Annotated in this window: 21 protein-coding genes and 1 pseudogene; 6 read left to right on the top strand and 16 right to left on the bottom strand. The window is 67.9% G+C overall.

The window, feature by feature from the left end:
- Positions 1 to 32 precede the first annotated feature (32 nt).
- Positions 33 to 404, bottom strand: coding sequence for a VOC family protein (locus ACX80U_RS15295; RefSeq protein ID WP_459269046.1), 372 nt, complete (start codon positions 402 to 404; stop codon positions 33 to 35).
- A gap of 4 nt (positions 405 to 408) precedes the next feature.
- A complete protein-coding gene (locus ACX80U_RS15290; protein WP_459269045.1) occupies positions 409 to 1125 on the bottom strand; it encodes an EAL domain-containing protein in 717 nt (238 codons plus the stop codon).
- A 205-nt stretch (positions 1126 to 1330) separates the two neighbouring features.
- Here ACX80U_RS15290 and ACX80U_RS15285 point away from each other — a divergent pair, with 205 nt between their 5' ends.
- Positions 1331 to 1657, top strand: coding sequence for a DUF1905 domain-containing protein (locus tag ACX80U_RS15285; RefSeq protein WP_459269044.1), 327 nt, complete (start codon positions 1331 to 1333; stop codon positions 1655 to 1657).
- Positions 1658 to 1683: 26 nt separating this feature from the next.
- On the opposite strand, the gene ACX80U_RS15280 is transcribed toward ACX80U_RS15285, so the two are convergent.
- Entirely contained in the window at positions 1684 to 2658 is a 975-nt protein-coding gene (locus ACX80U_RS15280) for a glycoside hydrolase family protein (RefSeq protein WP_459269043.1), read from the bottom strand.
- Positions 2659 to 2690: 32 nt separating this feature from the next.
- Complete coding sequence (locus ACX80U_RS15275) at positions 2691 to 3299, bottom strand: hypothetical protein (RefSeq protein WP_459269042.1); 609 nt, start codon at positions 3297 to 3299, stop codon at positions 2691 to 2693.
- A 199-nt stretch (positions 3300 to 3498) separates the two neighbouring features.
- Between ACX80U_RS15275 and ACX80U_RS15270 the strand changes: the two genes are divergently transcribed.
- The gene (locus ACX80U_RS15270) at positions 3499 to 3774 is read left to right on the top strand and encodes a hypothetical protein (RefSeq protein ID WP_459269041.1); all 276 of its coding nucleotides are present in this window, start codon (positions 3499 to 3501) and stop codon (positions 3772 to 3774) included.
- A gap of 13 nt (positions 3775 to 3787) precedes the next feature.
- Here the strand turns inward: ACX80U_RS15270 and ACX80U_RS15265 are convergent, their stop codons facing one another.
- The 4 genes from ACX80U_RS15265 to ACX80U_RS15250 form a co-directional block, all read right to left on the bottom strand.
- Positions 3788 to 4147 (bottom strand): hypothetical protein, encoded by a 360-nt coding sequence (locus ACX80U_RS15265; protein WP_459269040.1) that lies wholly within the window; start codon positions 4145 to 4147, stop codon positions 3788 to 3790.
- Between the two features lie 156 nt (positions 4148 to 4303).
- Positions 4304 to 4585, bottom strand: coding sequence for a hypothetical protein (locus tag ACX80U_RS15260; RefSeq protein WP_459269039.1), 282 nt, complete (start codon positions 4583 to 4585; stop codon positions 4304 to 4306).
- Between the two features lie 140 nt (positions 4586 to 4725).
- Positions 4726 to 5430 carry a Type 1 glutamine amidotransferase-like domain-containing protein gene (locus ACX80U_RS15255; protein WP_459269038.1) on the bottom strand — a complete coding sequence of 235 codons (705 nt, stop codon included), beginning with the start codon at positions 5428 to 5430 and terminating at the stop codon, positions 4726 to 4728.
- Between the two features lie 143 nt (positions 5431 to 5573).
- Positions 5574 to 6074, bottom strand: coding sequence for a tetratricopeptide repeat protein (locus tag ACX80U_RS15250; RefSeq protein ID WP_459269037.1), 501 nt, complete (start codon positions 6072 to 6074; stop codon positions 5574 to 5576).
- A 113-nt stretch (positions 6075 to 6187) separates the two neighbouring features.
- On the opposite strand from ACX80U_RS15250, the gene ACX80U_RS15245 reads away from it, so the two are divergent.
- The gene (locus tag ACX80U_RS15245) at positions 6188 to 6706 is read left to right on the top strand and encodes a nuclear transport factor 2 family protein (protein ID WP_133081507.1); all 519 of its coding nucleotides are present in this window, start codon (positions 6188 to 6190) and stop codon (positions 6704 to 6706) included.
- Here ACX80U_RS15245 and ACX80U_RS15240 read toward each other — a convergent pair.
- Positions 6675 to 6854, bottom strand: a pseudogene (locus ACX80U_RS15240) (dihydrofolate reductase family protein); the annotation flags it as partial. The gene ACX80U_RS15245 and the pseudogene ACX80U_RS15240 overlap by 32 nt on opposite strands.
- 144 nt (positions 6855 to 6998) lie before the next feature.
- On the opposite strand from ACX80U_RS15240, the gene ACX80U_RS15235 reads away from it, so the two are divergent.
- Both ACX80U_RS15235 and ACX80U_RS15230 read left to right on the top strand, forming a co-directional pair.
- Complete coding sequence (locus ACX80U_RS15235) at positions 6999 to 7223, top strand: hypothetical protein (RefSeq protein ID WP_459269036.1); 225 nt, start codon at positions 6999 to 7001, stop codon at positions 7221 to 7223.
- Complete coding sequence (locus ACX80U_RS15230) at positions 7220 to 7510, top strand: putative immunity protein (RefSeq protein ID WP_459269035.1); 291 nt, start codon at positions 7220 to 7222, stop codon at positions 7508 to 7510. The genes ACX80U_RS15235 and ACX80U_RS15230 overlap by 4 nt, the downstream gene beginning before the upstream one ends.
- 50 nt (positions 7511 to 7560) lie before the next feature.
- On the opposite strand, the gene ACX80U_RS15225 is transcribed toward ACX80U_RS15230, so the two are convergent.
- The 7 genes from ACX80U_RS15225 to ACX80U_RS15195 all read right to left on the bottom strand — a co-directional run bounded on the left by ACX80U_RS15225 (position 7561) and on the right by ACX80U_RS15195 (position 15583).
- Complete coding sequence (locus tag ACX80U_RS15225) at positions 7561 to 7887, bottom strand: L-rhamnose mutarotase (protein WP_459269034.1); 327 nt, start codon at positions 7885 to 7887, stop codon at positions 7561 to 7563.
- A gap of 34 nt (positions 7888 to 7921) precedes the next feature.
- On the bottom strand, positions 7922 to 9391 hold the full coding sequence (locus ACX80U_RS15220; protein ID WP_459269033.1) for an arabinose isomerase: 1470 nt from the start codon (positions 9389 to 9391) through the stop codon (positions 7922 to 7924).
- A 143-nt stretch (positions 9392 to 9534) separates the two neighbouring features.
- Positions 9535 to 10599, bottom strand: coding sequence for a rhamnose ABC transporter substrate-binding protein (gene rhaS, locus ACX80U_RS15215; RefSeq protein WP_133081511.1), 1065 nt, complete (start codon positions 10597 to 10599; stop codon positions 9535 to 9537).
- A 61-nt stretch (positions 10600 to 10660) separates the two neighbouring features.
- Positions 10661 to 11752, bottom strand: coding sequence for an ABC transporter permease (locus tag ACX80U_RS15210; RefSeq protein WP_459269032.1), 1092 nt, complete (start codon positions 11750 to 11752; stop codon positions 10661 to 10663).
- 76 nt (positions 11753 to 11828) lie between these two features.
- Positions 11829 to 12878 (bottom strand): ABC transporter permease subunit, encoded by a 1050-nt coding sequence (locus ACX80U_RS15205; RefSeq protein ID WP_133081513.1) that lies wholly within the window; start codon positions 12876 to 12878, stop codon positions 11829 to 11831.
- Entirely contained in the window at positions 12875 to 14428 is a 1554-nt protein-coding gene (locus tag ACX80U_RS15200; RefSeq protein ID WP_459269031.1) for a sugar ABC transporter ATP-binding protein, read from the bottom strand. Before ACX80U_RS15200 ends, ACX80U_RS15205 begins: the two co-directional genes overlap by 4 nt.
- A gap of 102 nt (positions 14429 to 14530) precedes the next feature.
- The gene (locus tag ACX80U_RS15195) at positions 14531 to 15583 is read right to left on the bottom strand and encodes a substrate-binding domain-containing protein (RefSeq protein ID WP_133081515.1); all 1053 of its coding nucleotides are present in this window, start codon (positions 15581 to 15583) and stop codon (positions 14531 to 14533) included.
- Between the two features lie 222 nt (positions 15584 to 15805).
- Between ACX80U_RS15195 and rhaI the strand changes: the two genes are divergently transcribed.
- Complete coding sequence (gene rhaI, locus ACX80U_RS15190; protein ID WP_208739169.1) at positions 15806 to 16972, top strand: L-rhamnose isomerase; 1167 nt, start codon at positions 15806 to 15808, stop codon at positions 16970 to 16972.

Raw genomic sequence — 16972 nt, 5'->3', positions numbered from 1 at the left:
ACGCCCGACGGGTTCCGGCGGGCCGGGTGGGCTCAGGAGTCTGCTCCTGCTGGTTGCCACAGCTGGATACTGTTCCCTTCGGGGTCCAGGAGCGAAGCGAACAGTCCGTTGGGGTAGGCCTCATCGTCACGGTCCACGGTGATTCCTGCTGCTTCGAGCTGCCGGACCATGGCGGCGAGGTCGGCAACGCGGAACGTGACAGCCCACGATTTCCCGGCCGGGATGTGCCCGGAGTCCGCCGACAGACCGGAGAAGACCGTCGCTCCCCCGTTCTGCCGCCATGACGAGGTGTTATAGGACGCCGGCGGTGGATCGATGCCCAGATGCTCGGCGTACCAGCGGGACAGCGCCCCTGGATCCTCAGAGCGGAAGAAAAGCCCTCCGATGCCTTGAACCCGTTCCATGGAGTTACGCGACAGCGGGAACGCCAGGAGCGGACCAGCGATGGATCTGCGGGAGTTCCTCGAAGGCCGGCCTCGCGAACCAATACCCCTGGAACAGGCGGATGCCGGCCGCTTTCAGGACCAGGAACTCCGCCTCGGTCTCGATGCCTTCCGCGAGGAGCGTGATGCCGAGAGCCTCGCTGATGCTCACGATGCCGGCGACGACGGCCCGGCGAGCCGGGCTGGTGTCGATTCCCCGGATGAGCTTCATATCGATCTTGACGAGGTCCGGCTGGAACTCGACGAGGAGCCCCAGACCCGCATGACCGGCACCGAAGTCATCGATGGCGGTGGTGAAGTCGTGCTTGCGATATTCGGTGATGATGTTCGTGAGATGGGCCGTGTCCGACACTTCCTCGTTCTCCGTGAATTCGAACATGATGGCCGACGTCGGGAAATCGAATTGCCGGGCAGCCCGGAGCGTCGCCCGGAGGCATGCGGCCGGCTCGTAGACCGCGTTGGGCATGAAGTTGATCGACAGCTTCAGGTCCTCGCCGGCAGGAAAGAGGCGCGAGGCCAACTCGATGGCTTTGACGCGGCAGTCCTGGTCGAACCGGTACATCTGCTCCGGCGAGATCTTCGACAGGACCTCAGGGGCGCCCTCGCCCGACAGTCCCCTGACCAGCGCTTCGTAGCCCCAGACGCGGTCGTCGATCGCGTCATAGATGGGCTGGAAGGCCATGCTGAAATCGAAGTCGAGCTTCGAAGAAGTCGTGCACCCATCGCAGGCCATGCCTGATTCCCCCTCACCGATTACTTCCACCATAACCACATACGCCGTGGGCGCGCCGCAAGTTCTCATCCCGCATGGAAGGCCAGGGGTCGGCTGGAGAATCGGGTAGGAACGAGGGTTGACGCTTCGGCGCGGGCCCGGGACTCTGGCCCGTATGGAGCAGACCTTCACCGCGGAATTGTTCGAGTGGCGTGGCCCCGCCCCGTTCTACTGGCTCACGGTGCCCGAGGAGGTGTGCGAGTACGTTCGCATCGAGGCCGGGCGGGCGACCTACGGCTGGGGAGTGATTCCGGTATCGGTGCGCATCGGAGGAACCGGATGGGAGACCTCACTGCTCCCCCGCGACGGCGGCTACGTGCTGCCGGTGAAGAAGGTGGTCCGCCTCCAGGAGCGCATCGACGAAGGACGAGCGGTCGCGGTAGCGCTGCAGGTGGCGTCACGCGGCGGTCGAGCCGCCAACGGGACCGGCTCCACGATGTGACACTCCGTCGTCTGGAGGGTCGGTGATCAGCGACCCGCGCTGCTGGGCACGAGGTCGCCGGCGAGGTCGACCTCGAACCAGGCGGCCCGGACATGACTCCTGCGATGTGCCATGCCGGCACCCTCGCCTTCCATGTCTCCCAGGTCCGTACCGGGCCACTGCGGATGGGTGAAGTACACGATGGCAGCGCGGTTCTCCTGGATGACTACGTCGGCATGCCGGGCCGCGACAGGGCGACCCTCGAAGGTCTCCGGTGCGGTGAGGATCAGCCCGTCATCGCGCTTCTGCCGTTCCCATCCGCCTGCACCATCCCTCGACCGGTGGACGGCCAGGCCCCGCCACTCGTCGGTGACCATCCAGTACCACCGGCCGAGCGCGAAGACCTTGGGACCCTCGTGCGGCCTGCCGCCGATCACCAGACCTTCGACACGCCAGGTGGACGCCAGGAGTGGGGTGGCTGTCACCGCGGCGTAGGTGCGTGATCCCCGCGCCTCGTCCTTGTACCAGAGGCGGTACAGGCCATCACCGCACCGGGCCACGGCAGCGTCGATGACCCGTTCGGAATCGAGGTCGAGATAGCCCTGGAAGTCCCACACGTGGAGATCGGCGCTGGTGTACTGGGCGATCCTCGCCGGACCGGTCCAATCCGTCCTCCTACCTCCGAGCACTGTCAGGAACATGACCCATCGGTCACCGATCCGGACGACGTCGGGCGCCCACCGGGTGACGGGCTGCGCCAGGCCCGGTGCGTCGAGTCCCTCGACGACGCCCTGGTACGTCCACGTCGACCCTCCGTCGTTCGACCGGGCGACACCGATCTCGGACTCGTGCACCCAGGCCACGCCGTCGAGCCCGATCTCCGCCGCACGGCGCTGCGTGTAGAACATGGACCAGCCCCCTGTCACTGGATCGGACACGAGGACCGGGTCGGCCGCACCGTCGTGAACAGGGTCGCGGTAGGGACTGGCAAGAAGCCGGCGCGAGAGGATGGGATGGATCATCGTGTCGCCGATCGGGAGCCGCGCCCTCTCGCCTAGGCGGGGAGGACGTCGACGAGTGCGTGCTGCTTGCTCGCCTCGATGTCCTCGGGCCGCATGCCGTCCCGGACCAGGGTGGAGACCCCGTAGGTCGTCGGCGTGACGTCCGGAGCGAGCGTGATCGTGAAGCTGAAGCTACCCGAGGCGTCGGCGATCATGGATTGCTCATCGATCTCTGTCATGTCGGTCTGGTAGATCCCCATGAACATGGAGATGTTCTGGCCGGGCTGGTAACCGGTCCCCGTGAGGACGAACGTCGAGCCCTGGGTGACGGTGATCCGGGGCGCGGCTTCCCAGGTGGTAGCAGTCCCGACGACGATCGGCGCGGGGGCTGGTGCTTCGACGACGGGCTCGGGGGCCGGTGGTTCGACCGGCGTCTCGATGACCGCGGGCGGTGTCTCTACTGGCGCGGCGTCCTCCTGCGTCGGCGCCGGCCCTGCCTCGCTGGATGCGGTGACAGACGCAACCGGAGACGGCGTCGGGGAGGCCGTGGCCGAGGCGGTCGAGGCGGGCTGGGCCGCAGGCTGGTCGGCGGGCGAGCCTGCGCAACCTGCGAGGAGTGCAGCGGCGGCCATGAGGGCGAGGACAGAGGGCGGCTTGACCATGGCGTGGCGCTCCTGATGCAGAGGTTGATTGGACGACGAGGGATCCCTGGCAAGAACCTGCACTGCTTCATCCCCCACCTCGGACGTTATCGGCTGACCGAGGAGAGGAAATACCCGGAAGGCCGTCCTGGCGCGAACTGTGGCCAAGTCGAGACGTACCGTCGACTGCACCGTGACCTTACCGCCGGAGACTTGGAGCATGGCACTCCTGGGGATCGAAACAGCACGGCCGTTCCGATGGATCAAGAACCATCTCGGCGCCTTGCCGTCCATCCTCGCGCTGGTCGTCGTCGCCGCCTCCTGGGTGGTCGGTGCTGCCACCGCCCACGCCTACCTGACCGACGCCGACTCCCCCCTGGCGATGCTCGGCGGCCTCTACGTCGGTCTCGCAGCGGGGGCCGTTTCCATCATCGTCACCACTCTGGCGCTCAATGATCTTGTCAGCCGGTACTCGCGGCCGCGCAGGCGCCGGTGAGGGGTACGGGACCCTACAGGGCTCCGCGACGGAACGCACGGTACGACCGTGTGAAGTGTCGTGCCTGGTCTGTGAGCTGCAGGACGAGTTCGTCCGCGAAACCCCGAGATACACCCGAGCAACGAATGGTCGTCAGAGCTTTGGCGGTGCTGTGCTGCAGTGCGCACGCACCAGCCATGGCCGCGCTGGCGTGAAGGCTGAGCAAGGCCGTCGTCGTTTCCTCACCCTCCCCGCATTCCAGGGCATCACCGATCCTGGATATCCGGCGGGTCAGCATCGCGTCGAAGTCCGCAAGGAATCGAAGTGCTTCGGGGTAGGACCTGAGGTCCTGGGCAAAGGTTGCAAAGACGGCTTCATCGAGTGCAGGCAGCATGCTCTTCCATCATCATCGGAACCGGTGTCAGCGATCGATCGGCGAACAGCCGTCAGGCCGGCGGGGTGAAGAAGAGCGTCCCCAGTGGCCCGGGTCGGTCTTCGGCTGATCGCCATACTGTGCAGGGCAGCACGCGCGCGTGCCGCGCCGGCAGCGCTAGACGTAGGGGCGTGAGGCCAGGCGCTTCCGGATGAGCGCAGTGCGGACCGCTCCGCGGCGCGACGGACCGGTTCTGCCCGCGAGGGGGATCCTTCTGCCGGCGCCCCGGTGGTCGAGTTCGTCGCGGAGCTCCGCGTACCGGCAAGCGACTCCCTCGACGGGTTCATCGGTGTCGAGGTCCTCGTAGAGGCGATCGATCATCCGGTGCAGCGCCCTTGTGGGAAGGTTCGCCATGTCGCCCGTCAGAATGCCCATTCTGGCCGTGGGTGATGTGAGCATGAGCCCGCACTCCAGTTTTCTTGCTGAGAAGAAGAGGCCTGCTTCTGGACCACATCCACAGACTACTGATTACCCCTCGAGGTCACAAACGCCTGGTCGCCGAAGTGGATCGTACGGATCCGTTCAGGTCGCCCGGGCTGTCAGGGCTTCCCGGCCGTGACGTCGGCGGCTGCCTGTCCAGGGAAGTACCGCCAGAGGCCCTCCGTGATGACGTCCACCGCATCATCGGTCACGCTGATGGCCGTCTGGTCGTCGATGGCGTAGGACGGGTGAGGTATACCGGCGGCCCATCTCTCTGCTGCAGCCAGCGAGTTACCGGGTGCACCGTCGGGCGCGAGGTGCGGGCAGATCGAGAAGTGGACCATTCCCAGTGCGCTGTCATCGCCCGTCGGCGAGTTCCAGCCGACGAACTCCCGGCCGATCTGCGGAGTCATCACCATGCTGCCCGCGCTCATCCCGACCCACACGGTGCGTGCCAGCGACGGGAACATGTCGGCCAGTCCCGACTGCCGTATCCAATGGTCGAGGTAGAGGGCGTCACCGCCTGCCGCCAGCAACACGTCGGTCTCGCGCACGAGCGGCTTCCACCGCTCCTCATCGATGCTCGGCAGCGCGGTCAGCTCCAGCACCCCGACGGATTTCCATCCCAGGTCCACCATGGGGTTCTCGGATCTGCCACTGATGAATCTCCACGCCTCGATGCCGGGGCCGAGCCAGGGGTGACCGTACTGGGCGGTGGGGATGCACAGCGCGGTGGACGCGGTGATCGGCTTCCCGAGAAGCGCTTCGAGAGCGCCGAGGATCGTCGGATTGGTGACCCCGGCCGAGGTGAGAAGAAGCTTCACGGTGTGATCCTAACGGCTGCGGCTCATCCTGCCTGTCGCGCGAAAGCGGACGGAGAGAAGTCCGTCACTGGTGTGCCTCCTTCGCTCGGGAGCCTTCACGGCTGATCATCGCAGGCGGACCGGTCGAGCATCGGTACGGTCCACTAGGAGTTCTCGTCGTCGAGCGCACGGATGTGGGCCGCGTTGCCGCTGATGGCTTCCTTGTACCGCTCGATGTCGGGAGCGTGAACGAAGGTCACCACCAGATCGAGCAACGAGGCGACAGATTCATCCGATCGGCCCGCCGCATGGAGGGTGATGGCCTCGAAGGCCCCTAGCGCCGGGGAGCCGGGAAACACAGCGCGAGCTGCCCTGAAGACCTCCAGCGACGCCTCGTACTCGCCGAGGTTCCTGAGCGTCGACCCGTACTGGACATAGCACCGGCGCAGCAGATCACCTTCGAGGCCTGCAGCAAGAGCCTTCTCGTAGAACCCTCGCGCGATGTCTTCCTGTCCCGCCGTGTCGTAGGCCCCGCCGATCTCGTAGAGCACCCGCGCGTTCTCCGGATGGGCAGCGTAGTAGGGCAGCAGGGCATCGATGGTCGGCTGCATGGTGCCGCGGTCTCGACGCTCGAAGATCAGGTCGAGCTCATCACCCAGGGTCATGTCGCCATTCTCGCTCATGACGCACCGAGGCCCGTTCCGTGGATCCGGGGACAGGGTCGGCCTTCCGGCCCGGCGCATCCACCCCGGCACCTGGACGCCCGGCACCTGGCTCGATGCCACCCGGGCTCCCACCGCCGTCCGGTCCTGGCTACGATCTGGGAATGACGAGCTTCCTGGACCAGCCCGAGTGGCACAACACCCCGGTGCCGTCGGAGCGGATCACGAGGGCATCGGCGCAGGAGTGGCTCGATGCGTACGTGACGGCCTGGAAGACGTACGACGAGCAGGCGATCGCGGATCTTTGGTCCGAAGCTGCCGTGTGGCACTACCCCTTCCAGCTGCGGGCGTCCGGACGTCGGGAGATCGTCGCAGAGTGGATGAGCGAGCGCGAGGCATTCATCGGCGAGTCCTTCGACGCCCGGTACCATCCGGTCGCCATCGAGGGTGACCGGGTCGTAGCCCATGGCCGGACGGTGTTCTACGAGCCGGAGAGTGATCGCGTCGTCACGGCGTACGACAACATCTGGTTCCTGCGGTTCGACAGCTCTGGACGGTGCTCCGAGTTCCACGAGTGGTACGCCGGCCGTCCCGAGGATGAGCCGGATCGAGCGGTCCCCGAGCGAGCCGGGTGATCTCGGTGACCGCGTCGCCGGCGACCAGGCCGGTGTTCCGGTCGACCGTGCTGATCGTCGAGGAGAACACCACTTTCGGCATCTCACGCCAGCGGCGGGCGTACTCGATGTGCGCCGGCGTGGCATCGGGCTGCTGGTCGGCGGTCGGTGAGAAAGGCCCCGAGTACCGCGTTGTCCCCGGACGCCGGATGGACGGACACTGTCGGGGCTGACGGGAGCCGGTCGACGCACTGATCCGGGAACGGCCCGCCACGAGGCAGTTCGGTGCTCCTGGCTGTGATTGGGTGGACGGGTGGATGACTACGTAGGTTCAGGCTTCTTCTGGTTCACCGTCGCCCTCATCAACGCCGGTCTCGCCGAGCAGAAGAATCGCTCCCGGTGGGCGTGGTTCCTCATCTCGCTGCTGGTGGGACCGATCGCGACGGCGCTGATCGTCGTCTGGCCGGCACCGGTTGCTCCGTCCATGACCCGCAGCGGCGGACGGAAGGATCCCGAGGAGCAGGAACCGGTCCCATGATCCTTCCGGCTGTTCGCGATGTTCGCCTCGTGTCCGTCCGGCGCGGAGGAACCCTCACCGAGATCGATCACCAGCTCCTGGCACTGTGGGCGGCTACCTGCGCTGAGCATGTCCTGGCCCTGTTCGAGGAATCGAACCGCGGGGACAGCCGGCCTCGGGACGCGATCGAAGCTGCGCGGGCCGAGCGCGACTGGCAGCGCCGGCAGATCCCCGAGCACCTCCGTGCCCTTGTCCTCGAGGACCAGGTCCGCCGCACCAGCATCTGCTGGTCCGTCTTCGACGACTGAGGCGTCCTACGCGAGGAGCGCACGCGACGGCCCGCACGGTGCCCTCCTGATCAGAGCTGGTCCTCCAGGTGGAAGACCTCCTCGAGTCGGAGGAATTCCTCGTCGGGACGCCCCTCGAGCGCCACGAAGAATGGGCCCATCTCCTGCTGCCACCGCGCATTGACCTCGGTGTCGGCCATCGCCGCCTGGGAAGCCGCGAAGTCCTCGCACTCCACGTACCCGATCAGGAGCCCGTCCGGGCGCAGGAACAGGGAGTAGTTGTTCCATCCGGTGTCCTTGAGCGCCCGCGCCATGTCGGGCCAGATCGCCGCGTGGCGCTGCCGGTACTCGGGGATGCGCTCGGGCCGGACCTGCAACTGGAAGCACACGCGTTCCATCGATATCTGTTCCTTTGCTGGTGGTCGATGTGGTTCAGAGAGAGACGTGGCGGTGTTCGACGCCGAGGAGGGACGCCGCGGCCTTCACGTCGGCGGCCCGGTGGCCCACGCACAAAGCCCAGTGGTGGCCGATGCCGGTCTGGCTCCACTCGTCGACCCAGAGCCCGGGGTCTCCCCCGAAGTCCACGCGCGACGTCGTGTTGCCGATGGCCAGCAGTGGGCCGGGCACCACGGTACCTTCCGAGGTGATGAAGACGTACGAGCCGTCGGGATCCTGTCCGATGCCGAAGGTCGTGACCGGCCCGTGCCGCACGTCGAACTCCACCGAGACGCCCCACCCGCGCTTGCCGTGGTAGACCCCGAGCCCGCGCAGCAGTGGCTCGGCGGCGCTGACGGCGAGATGGGCCGGCCCGTCGTGGCCCATCTCCACCACATTGTCGAAGAAGTTCAGCGCCTGGATCTCGGTGAAGGACCCACCGGCCCCCATGGCCTGCGCCGCGAGCATGGCGATCGACGTCCTCAGCTCGTACTCGCCCGCCATCGGGACACCGCGGGCGGTGAGGATGGAGGCGCCGAGGATCATCCCCGCGCCGAGGCGCTCGTGCTGCTCGCCGGCGAGGCCGCGGTGGTAGTACGCCAGGGAGTCGAGGTCGAACTCGGTGACGAGTCGGTCGAGGCCCACGGAGACCTTCGCGCCCCAGGCGAAGTCCTCGTCGAGGACGGACCCGTCCACGGTGAACAGGCTCCGGGCCAGGGCTACGCGCTCGCGCACCTGCTCATCGGTCACCTCGCCGACGAACTCGCGGAGGTCGTCGAACTCGACGACCTCGACGTGCGAGCCGAACGTCGTCGACACCGTGGTGAGGTCGGTGGAGACGTCGAGCATCCCCGGGTAGACATGGCCCATGAGCCCGTGGCGGGCGTGCCGCAGCCGGCCACGGACCCCGGCCGCGTGGACCCACTGGTCGATGCGCTGCCACGCCGATTCCTGCTTCAGGTGTCCGGAGACGGAGCGGAAGGGGATGCCGGCCCGCCGGAAGACGTTGGCGACCTCGGGCACGGGGCACTGGCCGCAGTAGGCGAGCCACTTCCCGGTGTCGAAGTTCGCATGGTCCATGGCCTCGGTGGGCTGCAGGTCGATCACGAGGACCGGCGTCCCGGACCGTTGGGCGATCGGGAGCACCATCGAGGACGTCAGGTACGTGGTCAGGAAGATGACGATCAGATCGCAGTCCGCGCGTCGCAGCTGCTCCGCGGCGAGCGCCGCCTCGCGTGCATCGGAGACGAAGCCGACGTCGGTCACCTCGGCGTCGAGCTCGCCGAACCGGGCGGTGACGTAGCGCGCCGACTCCTGCAGCTGCGGCAGCAGGTCGGGGAACTGCGGCCAGTACGCGCCGAGGCCACCCGAGACGAGACCGAGGCGGGTCGGACGACGACGGACCGGCTCGAGCAGCCCCGAGAGGGCCAGTGGGGCGGTGGGCCCGACCGCGGGATCGGTGGTCATGGTGCTCCTGGGACGACGGGTAGGACGACGGGTGGGACGACGGGTGGGACAACCGGAAGGTCGGCGGGTGCGACGACGGGACGTGGAGAGGACGGGACGGGAATGGGCGGGGCGCCCGCGAAGGCACCCCGCCCGACGGACGACTAGAAGTCGTAGTCGTCGATGTTCTCCGCGTTGAACTGCGTGGGCGGTCCGACGAGGACCACTCCGCCCTCACCGATCTCACGCTCGCCGAGCTCGCCGGCCTCGAAGGTGTCACCGGTCTTCCCGGTGATGTCGCCGTCGGCCAGCGCCTTGCCCGCGAAGGCCGCCACGTAGCCGAGCTGTGCCGGGTCCCAGAGGGCGAACTCGGTGACGGTCCCGTCCTTGACGAACGGGCGCATCTCGTTCGGCAGGCCGAGGCCGGTGAGCGCGACCTTGCCCTTGTACTCCGAGGTGGAGAGGTACCGGGCGGTCGCCGCGATGCCGACCGTGGTGGGCGAGATGATGCCCTTCAGGTCCGGGTACGCCTGCAGGAGGCCCTGCGCCTCCTGGAAGGACTTGGTGTCGTCGTCGTCGCCGTAGACCTTGGCGACCAGTTCGATGTTCGCGTAGTCGGGGTTGGACGCCAGCTCCTCCTCCATGAACTTGATCCACTCGTTCTGGTTGGTGGCATTGGCCGTGGCCGACAGGATGGCGATCTCGCCTTCCCCGCCGATCTGCTCGGAGATCAGTTCGAGCTGGATCAGGGCCACGTCCTTCGCGTCGACCTGGCTGACGAAGAGGTCCCGGTAGTCGGGATTGGTGTCGGAGTCGAACGCGACGATCTTCGAACCCGCGGTGCGGGCTTCCTCGAGGGCCGGTCCGACGGCATCGGGATCGTTCGCGGCGATCACGATCACGTTGGTGCCGCGCTGGGTCTCGGCGTTGATGAAGGACACCTGGCTCGACGCACTGGCGTCCAGCGGACCGACCACCTCGGAGGAGGCGAACCCTGCCTCCGTCGCGCCGTCCTCGCCGCCGCCCAGGACCACGTCGGTGTAGGGGTTGTTGAGCTGCTTGGGGATGAACGTGATCGTCTGCTCGCCGTCCGACCCGCTGCCACCCTCGCTGCCGCCGCCCTCGGAGGCAGCGCCGCCGCCGCAGGCGCTGAGGACCAGCGCGGCGCTCGTTGCCAGGGCCGCGAGAGCCGCCCGGCGTCCGGTGGATCCGGAATGGATGAACCTCATTGTTTCTTCCTTTCGATGGGCGCTGGGAACCAGACGCCGGGTGCAACCCCAGGGGGACGGCCTAGGGAAGTGGAGCAGTGCGGACACGCCTGGCATGGCGGGCCCCCTTGATGGCGGACGCGATGTTCGGCGCCACCACCGAGATGATGAGCAAGGAGCCCGTCACGATGATGAGGACCACCTCGGAGACGCGGTCCAGCTTCAGGGCGTAGTTGATGGTGCCGATCAGCAGCACACCGGCGAGCACACCCGGGATGGAGCCCTTGCCGCCGAAGATCGACACGCCGCCGAGCAGTACCGCCGCGATGACGGCGAGTTCGAGGCCGCTCGCGTTGTCGCTGCGGGCGCTGGAGTACCGCAGGGTCCAGTAGATGCCCGCGAGCGCCGACACGGTGCCGGTGGCCAGGTACAGCAGGAACTTGGAGCGTGCGACGTCGATCCCGACGAACGTCGCCGCTTCCTTGCTGTAGCCGAGGGCGAAGAGCCCGCGGCCGAAGGGCGTGAAGTGCAGGACGACGGCGAAGGCGATGATGAGCAGGACGACGCCGACCATGACGGTGGGGATGCCCGTCCCGCCGATCTTCGAGGTGAAGAAGGCGGTGAGGCCGGGAGGGAAGTTCGCCACGGCGTTGTCGCCGATCACCACGAGCGCCAGGCCCCGGAACAGGGCGAGCGTGCCGATGGTGACGGCGAGGGACGGTAGGCCGAGATACGCGATGAGCACCCCGTTGAAGGCGCCCGCGACGAGGCCTGCCAGCACGCAGATCACCAGGACGAGCGCGATCGGCATGCCGCCCTGCCAGAGGACTCCCATGAGGGCGCTGGTGAGGCCGGCGATGCTCGCGACCGAGAGGTCGATCTCCCCCGAGATGATGACGAGCGTCATCGGCAGGGCGATGAGCAGGGTCGGGATGACATCGAGGAGCAGGAAGCCCACGGTGACCGGCGAGGCGAACCGCGGGATCACGAGGCTCGCGTAGATCACGACGACGAGCAGCACGTAGATCATGACGGCGTCCCGTCCGAGCAGGATCCGGGCGGCACCGGTGCGCCCCTTGGGGACCGCCAGCACCGTGGAGGTGTCGCCTGCGGCCCGCCCCGGCTTCTGGCGCTTCTCCGCCCGCGGCCTGGTGCTTCCGGGTGTTGCGGCCATGCGCCTGCCTTTCATTGGAGAGCCGGTCTCCGGCTCGTGCGCTTCGGGCTGGACGGCGGTCGGTGCACCTGAGGGATCAGACATTGCGGGCCTCCGCGATCCGGAGCTTGCGCGCCGACCGCACACCGGCGATCCGGTCGATGACGACGGCGGCGAGGATCAGGATGCCCACGATGGCCTGCTGCCAGAACTTGTCCACGCGCAGCGCGGTCAGGGCGCTCGTGATGGTGGTCAGCAGTAGGGCGCCGATGGCGGCCCCCACGACGGTGCCGCTGCCACCGAAGATAGCGACACCGCCCACCACCGCGGCGGCGACGACGTCGAGTTCGAGGCCCGACCCCGTCGTCGCACCCACCGAGTTGAAGCGGCTCGCGTACAGCACGCCGGCCAGGCCCGCGAGCAGGCCGTTGACGACGAAGGCGAGCAGCACCCGGCGCGTCACGGGGATGCCGAAGAGCCGTGCGGCGTCGGGCTCGGACCCGATGGCGTAGAGGTCGCGGCCCGGTCTGGTGCCGAGCATGTAGACGGCCACGATCGCGACGACGACCACCGCGATCAGGGTGATCACGGGGAACCCGAGGACCGTGTCCACCGAGAGGTTGCCGAAGGCCTCGGGACGGTCGCCCGCGAAGTACTGTGTACCGCCGGCCCAGGCGTTGTTGATTCCGCGGAAGATGTAGAGCGTCCCGAGCGTGATGACGAGTGCCGGGACCTTCGCGATGGTGATCAGCAGGCCGTTGAGCGCACCGAGCACCGCGCCGAAGAGCATGCCGAGGACGAACACCGCGATGATCGGCAGGTCCGGTGCTGCAACGAAGATGCTCCCCGTCCCGAACGCCACGAGCCCGAGGATGGACCCGACGGACAGGTCGATGTTCCGGGTGATGATCACGAGTGTCTGTCCGACGGCGAGGATCATCAGGATGGTGGCGTTCAGGAGCAGGTCCTTGATGCCCTGCTCGCTGAGGAAGAGCGGATTGATGGCCGCGGTCACTGCGACGAGCACCACGAGGGCGAGGATCACCGGGAGCTCGCGGAGCCGGAGGAAGGATGCGAACGCCGAGGGCCGCCCGTGCCCCGGGGTGGAGTGCGCGGGAGCCGCGCCTACCGCACCGTCGACGCTCATCGTGCGGCCTCCAGGGATGCGGTGGCGGCGTGCATGACGGTCTCGGCGGTGGCTTCGGCGCGGTCGAGGCGGCCGGTGATCCGGCCTTCCCGCATCACCAGGACGCGGTCGGCCATGCCGAGCACCTCGGGGAGTTCCGACGAGATCATGAGGATCGCGATCCCCCGGCCCGCGAGCTCGGAGATGAGGCGGTGCACCTCGCTCTTGGTCCCGACGTCGATCCCCCGCGTGGGCTCGTCGATGATGAGGAGCTTGGGATCCGTGGCGAGCCACTTGGCGAGCACGACCTTCTGCTGGTTGCCGCCGGACAGGGTGGAGACGGCGTGCTCGGGTGAGCCGGCCTTGACCTGGAGCCGTTTGCCCCAGGTCTGGGCGGCCTCGCGCTCAGCCCGTCCACTGATGATGCCGAACCTGGCGAGCGAGTGGCGGAGCGTGAGGGCCGCATTCCGCTCGACGGACAGCTCCATGACCAGGCCCTGCTTCCTGCGGTCCTCGGGGACGAAGCCGATCCCGGCGTCGATCGCGGCCCGGGGGTCCTTGCGGCGCAGCGGGCGACCGGACATCTCGACGGTGCCCGACTCGTACCGGTCGATGCCGAACACGGCCCGTGCCACCTCCGTGCGCCCCGCCCCCACCAGCCCGGACAGGGCGACGATCTCGCCGGCCCGCACCTCGAAGTCGATGTCGTGGAAGACACCGGGGCGTGTCAGCCCGCTCACGCGCAGGACGACGTCGCCGGTCTCGGTCTCGGTCTTGGGGAACAGCGCGTCGATGTCGCGGCCCACCATCTCGCGGACGATCGCCTGGACCGACGTCGCCTCCGTCGCGTGGGTGGCGATGTAGGTGCCGTCCCGCATGACGGTGATGCGGTCGCACAGCCCGAAGACCTCCTCGAAGCGGTGCGAGATGAAGAGGATGCCGCTGCCTGCATCGCGCAGGCGGCGGGCGACGGCGAAGAGGCGGTCCACCTCGACCCCGCTCAATGCGGCGGTCGGCTCGTCCATGACCAGGATGCGCGCATCGAGGGAGATGGCCTTCGCGATCTCGATGATCTGCTGGTCCGCGATCGAGAGTCCCTCCGCCACGCGGTCCGGATCGATCGGGACGCCGAGCTGGTCGAAGAGGTCCTTCGCGCGGCGGCGCATCTCCGTGCGGCTGATGAGGCCCAGGCGCCCCTTCGGCTGACGGCCGATGAAGATGTTCTCGGCGACCGTGAGGTCGGGGAAGAGCGTGGGCTCCTGATAGATGACGGAGATGCCGGCCGCCTTGCTGTCCGCGACGTTGCGGAAACTCACGGGCTGTCCCCCGACGAGGAACTCCCCGGCATCGGGCTGGTGGACGCCGGCGAGGATCTTCACGAGCGTCGACTTCCCGGCGCCGTTCTCACCCACCAGTGCGTGGATCTCGCCGGCGGCGAGGTCGATGGTCCCGTCCGCCAGGGCGACGACCGGACCGAACGTCTTCAGTGCCCCTCGGAGCGTCAGCACGGGCGTGCGTGCCGGTGCGGCGGGGTCAGGGGTCTCCCCGCCGTGGCCATCAGGATGCGTCACTGCAATCTCCTCGGGAAAAATGAATCGTTTCAGAGCAACGGTTCATACCGAATAGTAGGCGTGACCCAGATCACCGTCAACAGCCCGGATCGAACGGCGATCTCATCCTGCGGCCGGTGCCGGCGATCCTGCGGCCGGAGCGAGCGCGGTGGTGCTCCCGCGTTCCACGAGCTCGGGGTCGAAGATCACCTGCCGCCGCCGCGAGGCCGGCCGCTCGATCTCCTCGAGCAGGAGCTCGACGGCCGTGCGCCCCATGAGTTCCGTGGGCTTGCGGACGCTCGTGAGGGGGACGACGGCGGAGGCGGAGAAGTCGATGTCGTCGTACCCGATGAGCGCCAGGTCCTCGGGGATCCGGAGGCCGCGGATCAGCAGGACCGCCTGCATGACGCCGATGGCGAGGAGATCGTTGGCGCAGAAGATCCCGTCGGGCAGCTCCCCCGCCCGGCGCTGCGCGATCGCCTCCCCGACGTCGCGGCCCGCGAGGACCGTCATGGCATCCGCCTCGACGACCTCCAGCACCGCCCCGTCGTGCTCCTCCACGGCCTGGCGTGCCCCCGTCAACCGGTCGGCCACCTGGCGGTAGTCCGCCCTGGTACCCACGAAGACGATCCGCCGCCGCCCTGCCGCCAGCAGGTGCCGCACCGCCATGTACCCGCCGGCGACGTCGTCCACCGACACCGAACTGCAGCGGCGCTGCGGATCGACGCGGTCCACGAGCACCACGGGCATGCCGCGCTTGCGCAGCGCCTCGACGCGGGGACCCACGTCGCCGACCGGGGAGATGAGCATCCCCTGGACGCGCTGCTGCTCGAAGACGTCGATGTACCTCGCCTCACGTCCGGCGTCCTGGCCGCTGTCCCCCAGCACCACCGTGCTGCCGTTCTCGGCGGCGCAGTCCTCGGCGGCACGCGCCAGGGACGAGAAGAAGGGGTTGCCGACGTCGAGCACGATCAGGCCGATGGTGCGGCTCTGGCCCGCCCTCAACTGCCGGGCGGCGTCGTTGCGCACGAACCCGAGGTCGTCGATCGCCCCCTGGACGCGCTCGCGCGTGGCAGCGGAGACTCGCGCGGGGTGGTTCAGCACGTTGGAGACCGTGCCGATCGCCACACCCGCCCGGTCGGCAACGTCCTTGATGCTGACTGGTCGGCTGTCCATGGAATCCTCGAAGCTCGGGTCCGGTCCGGACTGCGGGGCCGGAAGGACTGTTGACACTCGGTCTAGGGCAAGGATAACTTTGAAACGTGCTAATGAAACGATTCAAAGGCACGGCAATTCTGGTTACCTCTCCCGACCCGTCCGGGGTGGAGGAAGATCCCGAAGAAATCGCCGCCCGAGGTGTGATGGAGCACCCGGTCGCCATCACGCTGGAGAGAGTACATGACTGTCATCGACGACATTTCGGCGGAGCTGGAGCAGCTCGCCATCGAGGTGCCCTCCTGGGCCTACGGCAATTCCGGAACCCGGTTCAAGGTGTTCGCCACCCCGGGCACGCCGCGAACGGTGCAGGAGAAGATCGCGGACGCGGGCATGGTCAACAAGCTGACGGGCCTGGCCCCGAGCGTGGCCCTGCACATCCCGTGGGACACGGTGGATGACTACGGGATCCTCGCCGAGCACGCTGCGGAGCACGGCGTGAAACTGGGAACCATCAACAGCAACACGTTCCAGGACGACGACTACAAGTTCGGCAGCCTCACGCACAGCGACGCGACGGTACGGAACAAGGCGATCGACCACATGTACGAGTGCATCGAGGTCATGGACGTCACCGGTTCCCGAGACCTGAAGATCTGGCTCGCGGACGGCTCCAACTACCCCGGCCAGGCCGACATGCGCTCCCGCCAGGACTGGCTGCAGGACTCGCTGCGGAAGGTCTACGACCGCCTCGGAGAGGACCAGCGCCTGGTGCTGGAGTACAAGTTCTTCGAGCCGGCGTTCTACCACACGGACGTCCCCGACTGGGGCACCTCCTACGCACACTGCCTGCAGCTCGGCGAGAAGGCCCTCGTCTGCCTCGACACCGGCCACCACGCTCCCGGGACCAACATCGAATTCATCGTCGCCCAGTTGATCCGCCTCGGGAAGCTCGGGTCCTTCGACTTCAACTCGCGCTTCTACGCGGACGACGACCTGATCGTGGGAGCCGCGGATCCGTTCCAGCTGTTCCGCATCATGGCCGAGGTGGTCCGCGGTGGCGGCCTCTCGCCCGAGAGCGGGATCGCCCTCATGCTCGACCAGTGCCACAACCTGGAGGAGAAGATCCCCGGCCAGATCCGCTCCGTGCTCAACGTGCAGGAGATGACGGCGCGGGCCCTGCTCGTCGACCGTGCCGCGCTGACCGCCGCGCAGGAATCCGGCGACGTGCTGGCCGCCAACGCGATCCTGATGGACGCCTTCTACACCGACGTCCGCCCGGGCCTGGCCTCCTGGCGTGAATCGAACGGCCTCCCGGCCGACCCGATGGACGCCTACCGCGCCAGCGGCTACCAGGACCGGATCAACAGCGAGCGACAGGGCGGCCAGCAGGCCGGATGGGGAGCATGA

Source organism: Arthrobacter sp. TmT3-37 (assembly GCF_054510835.1).
The sequence above is the reverse complement of the archived record's forward strand: the minus strand, read 5'-3'. Positions and strand labels throughout refer to the sequence as shown.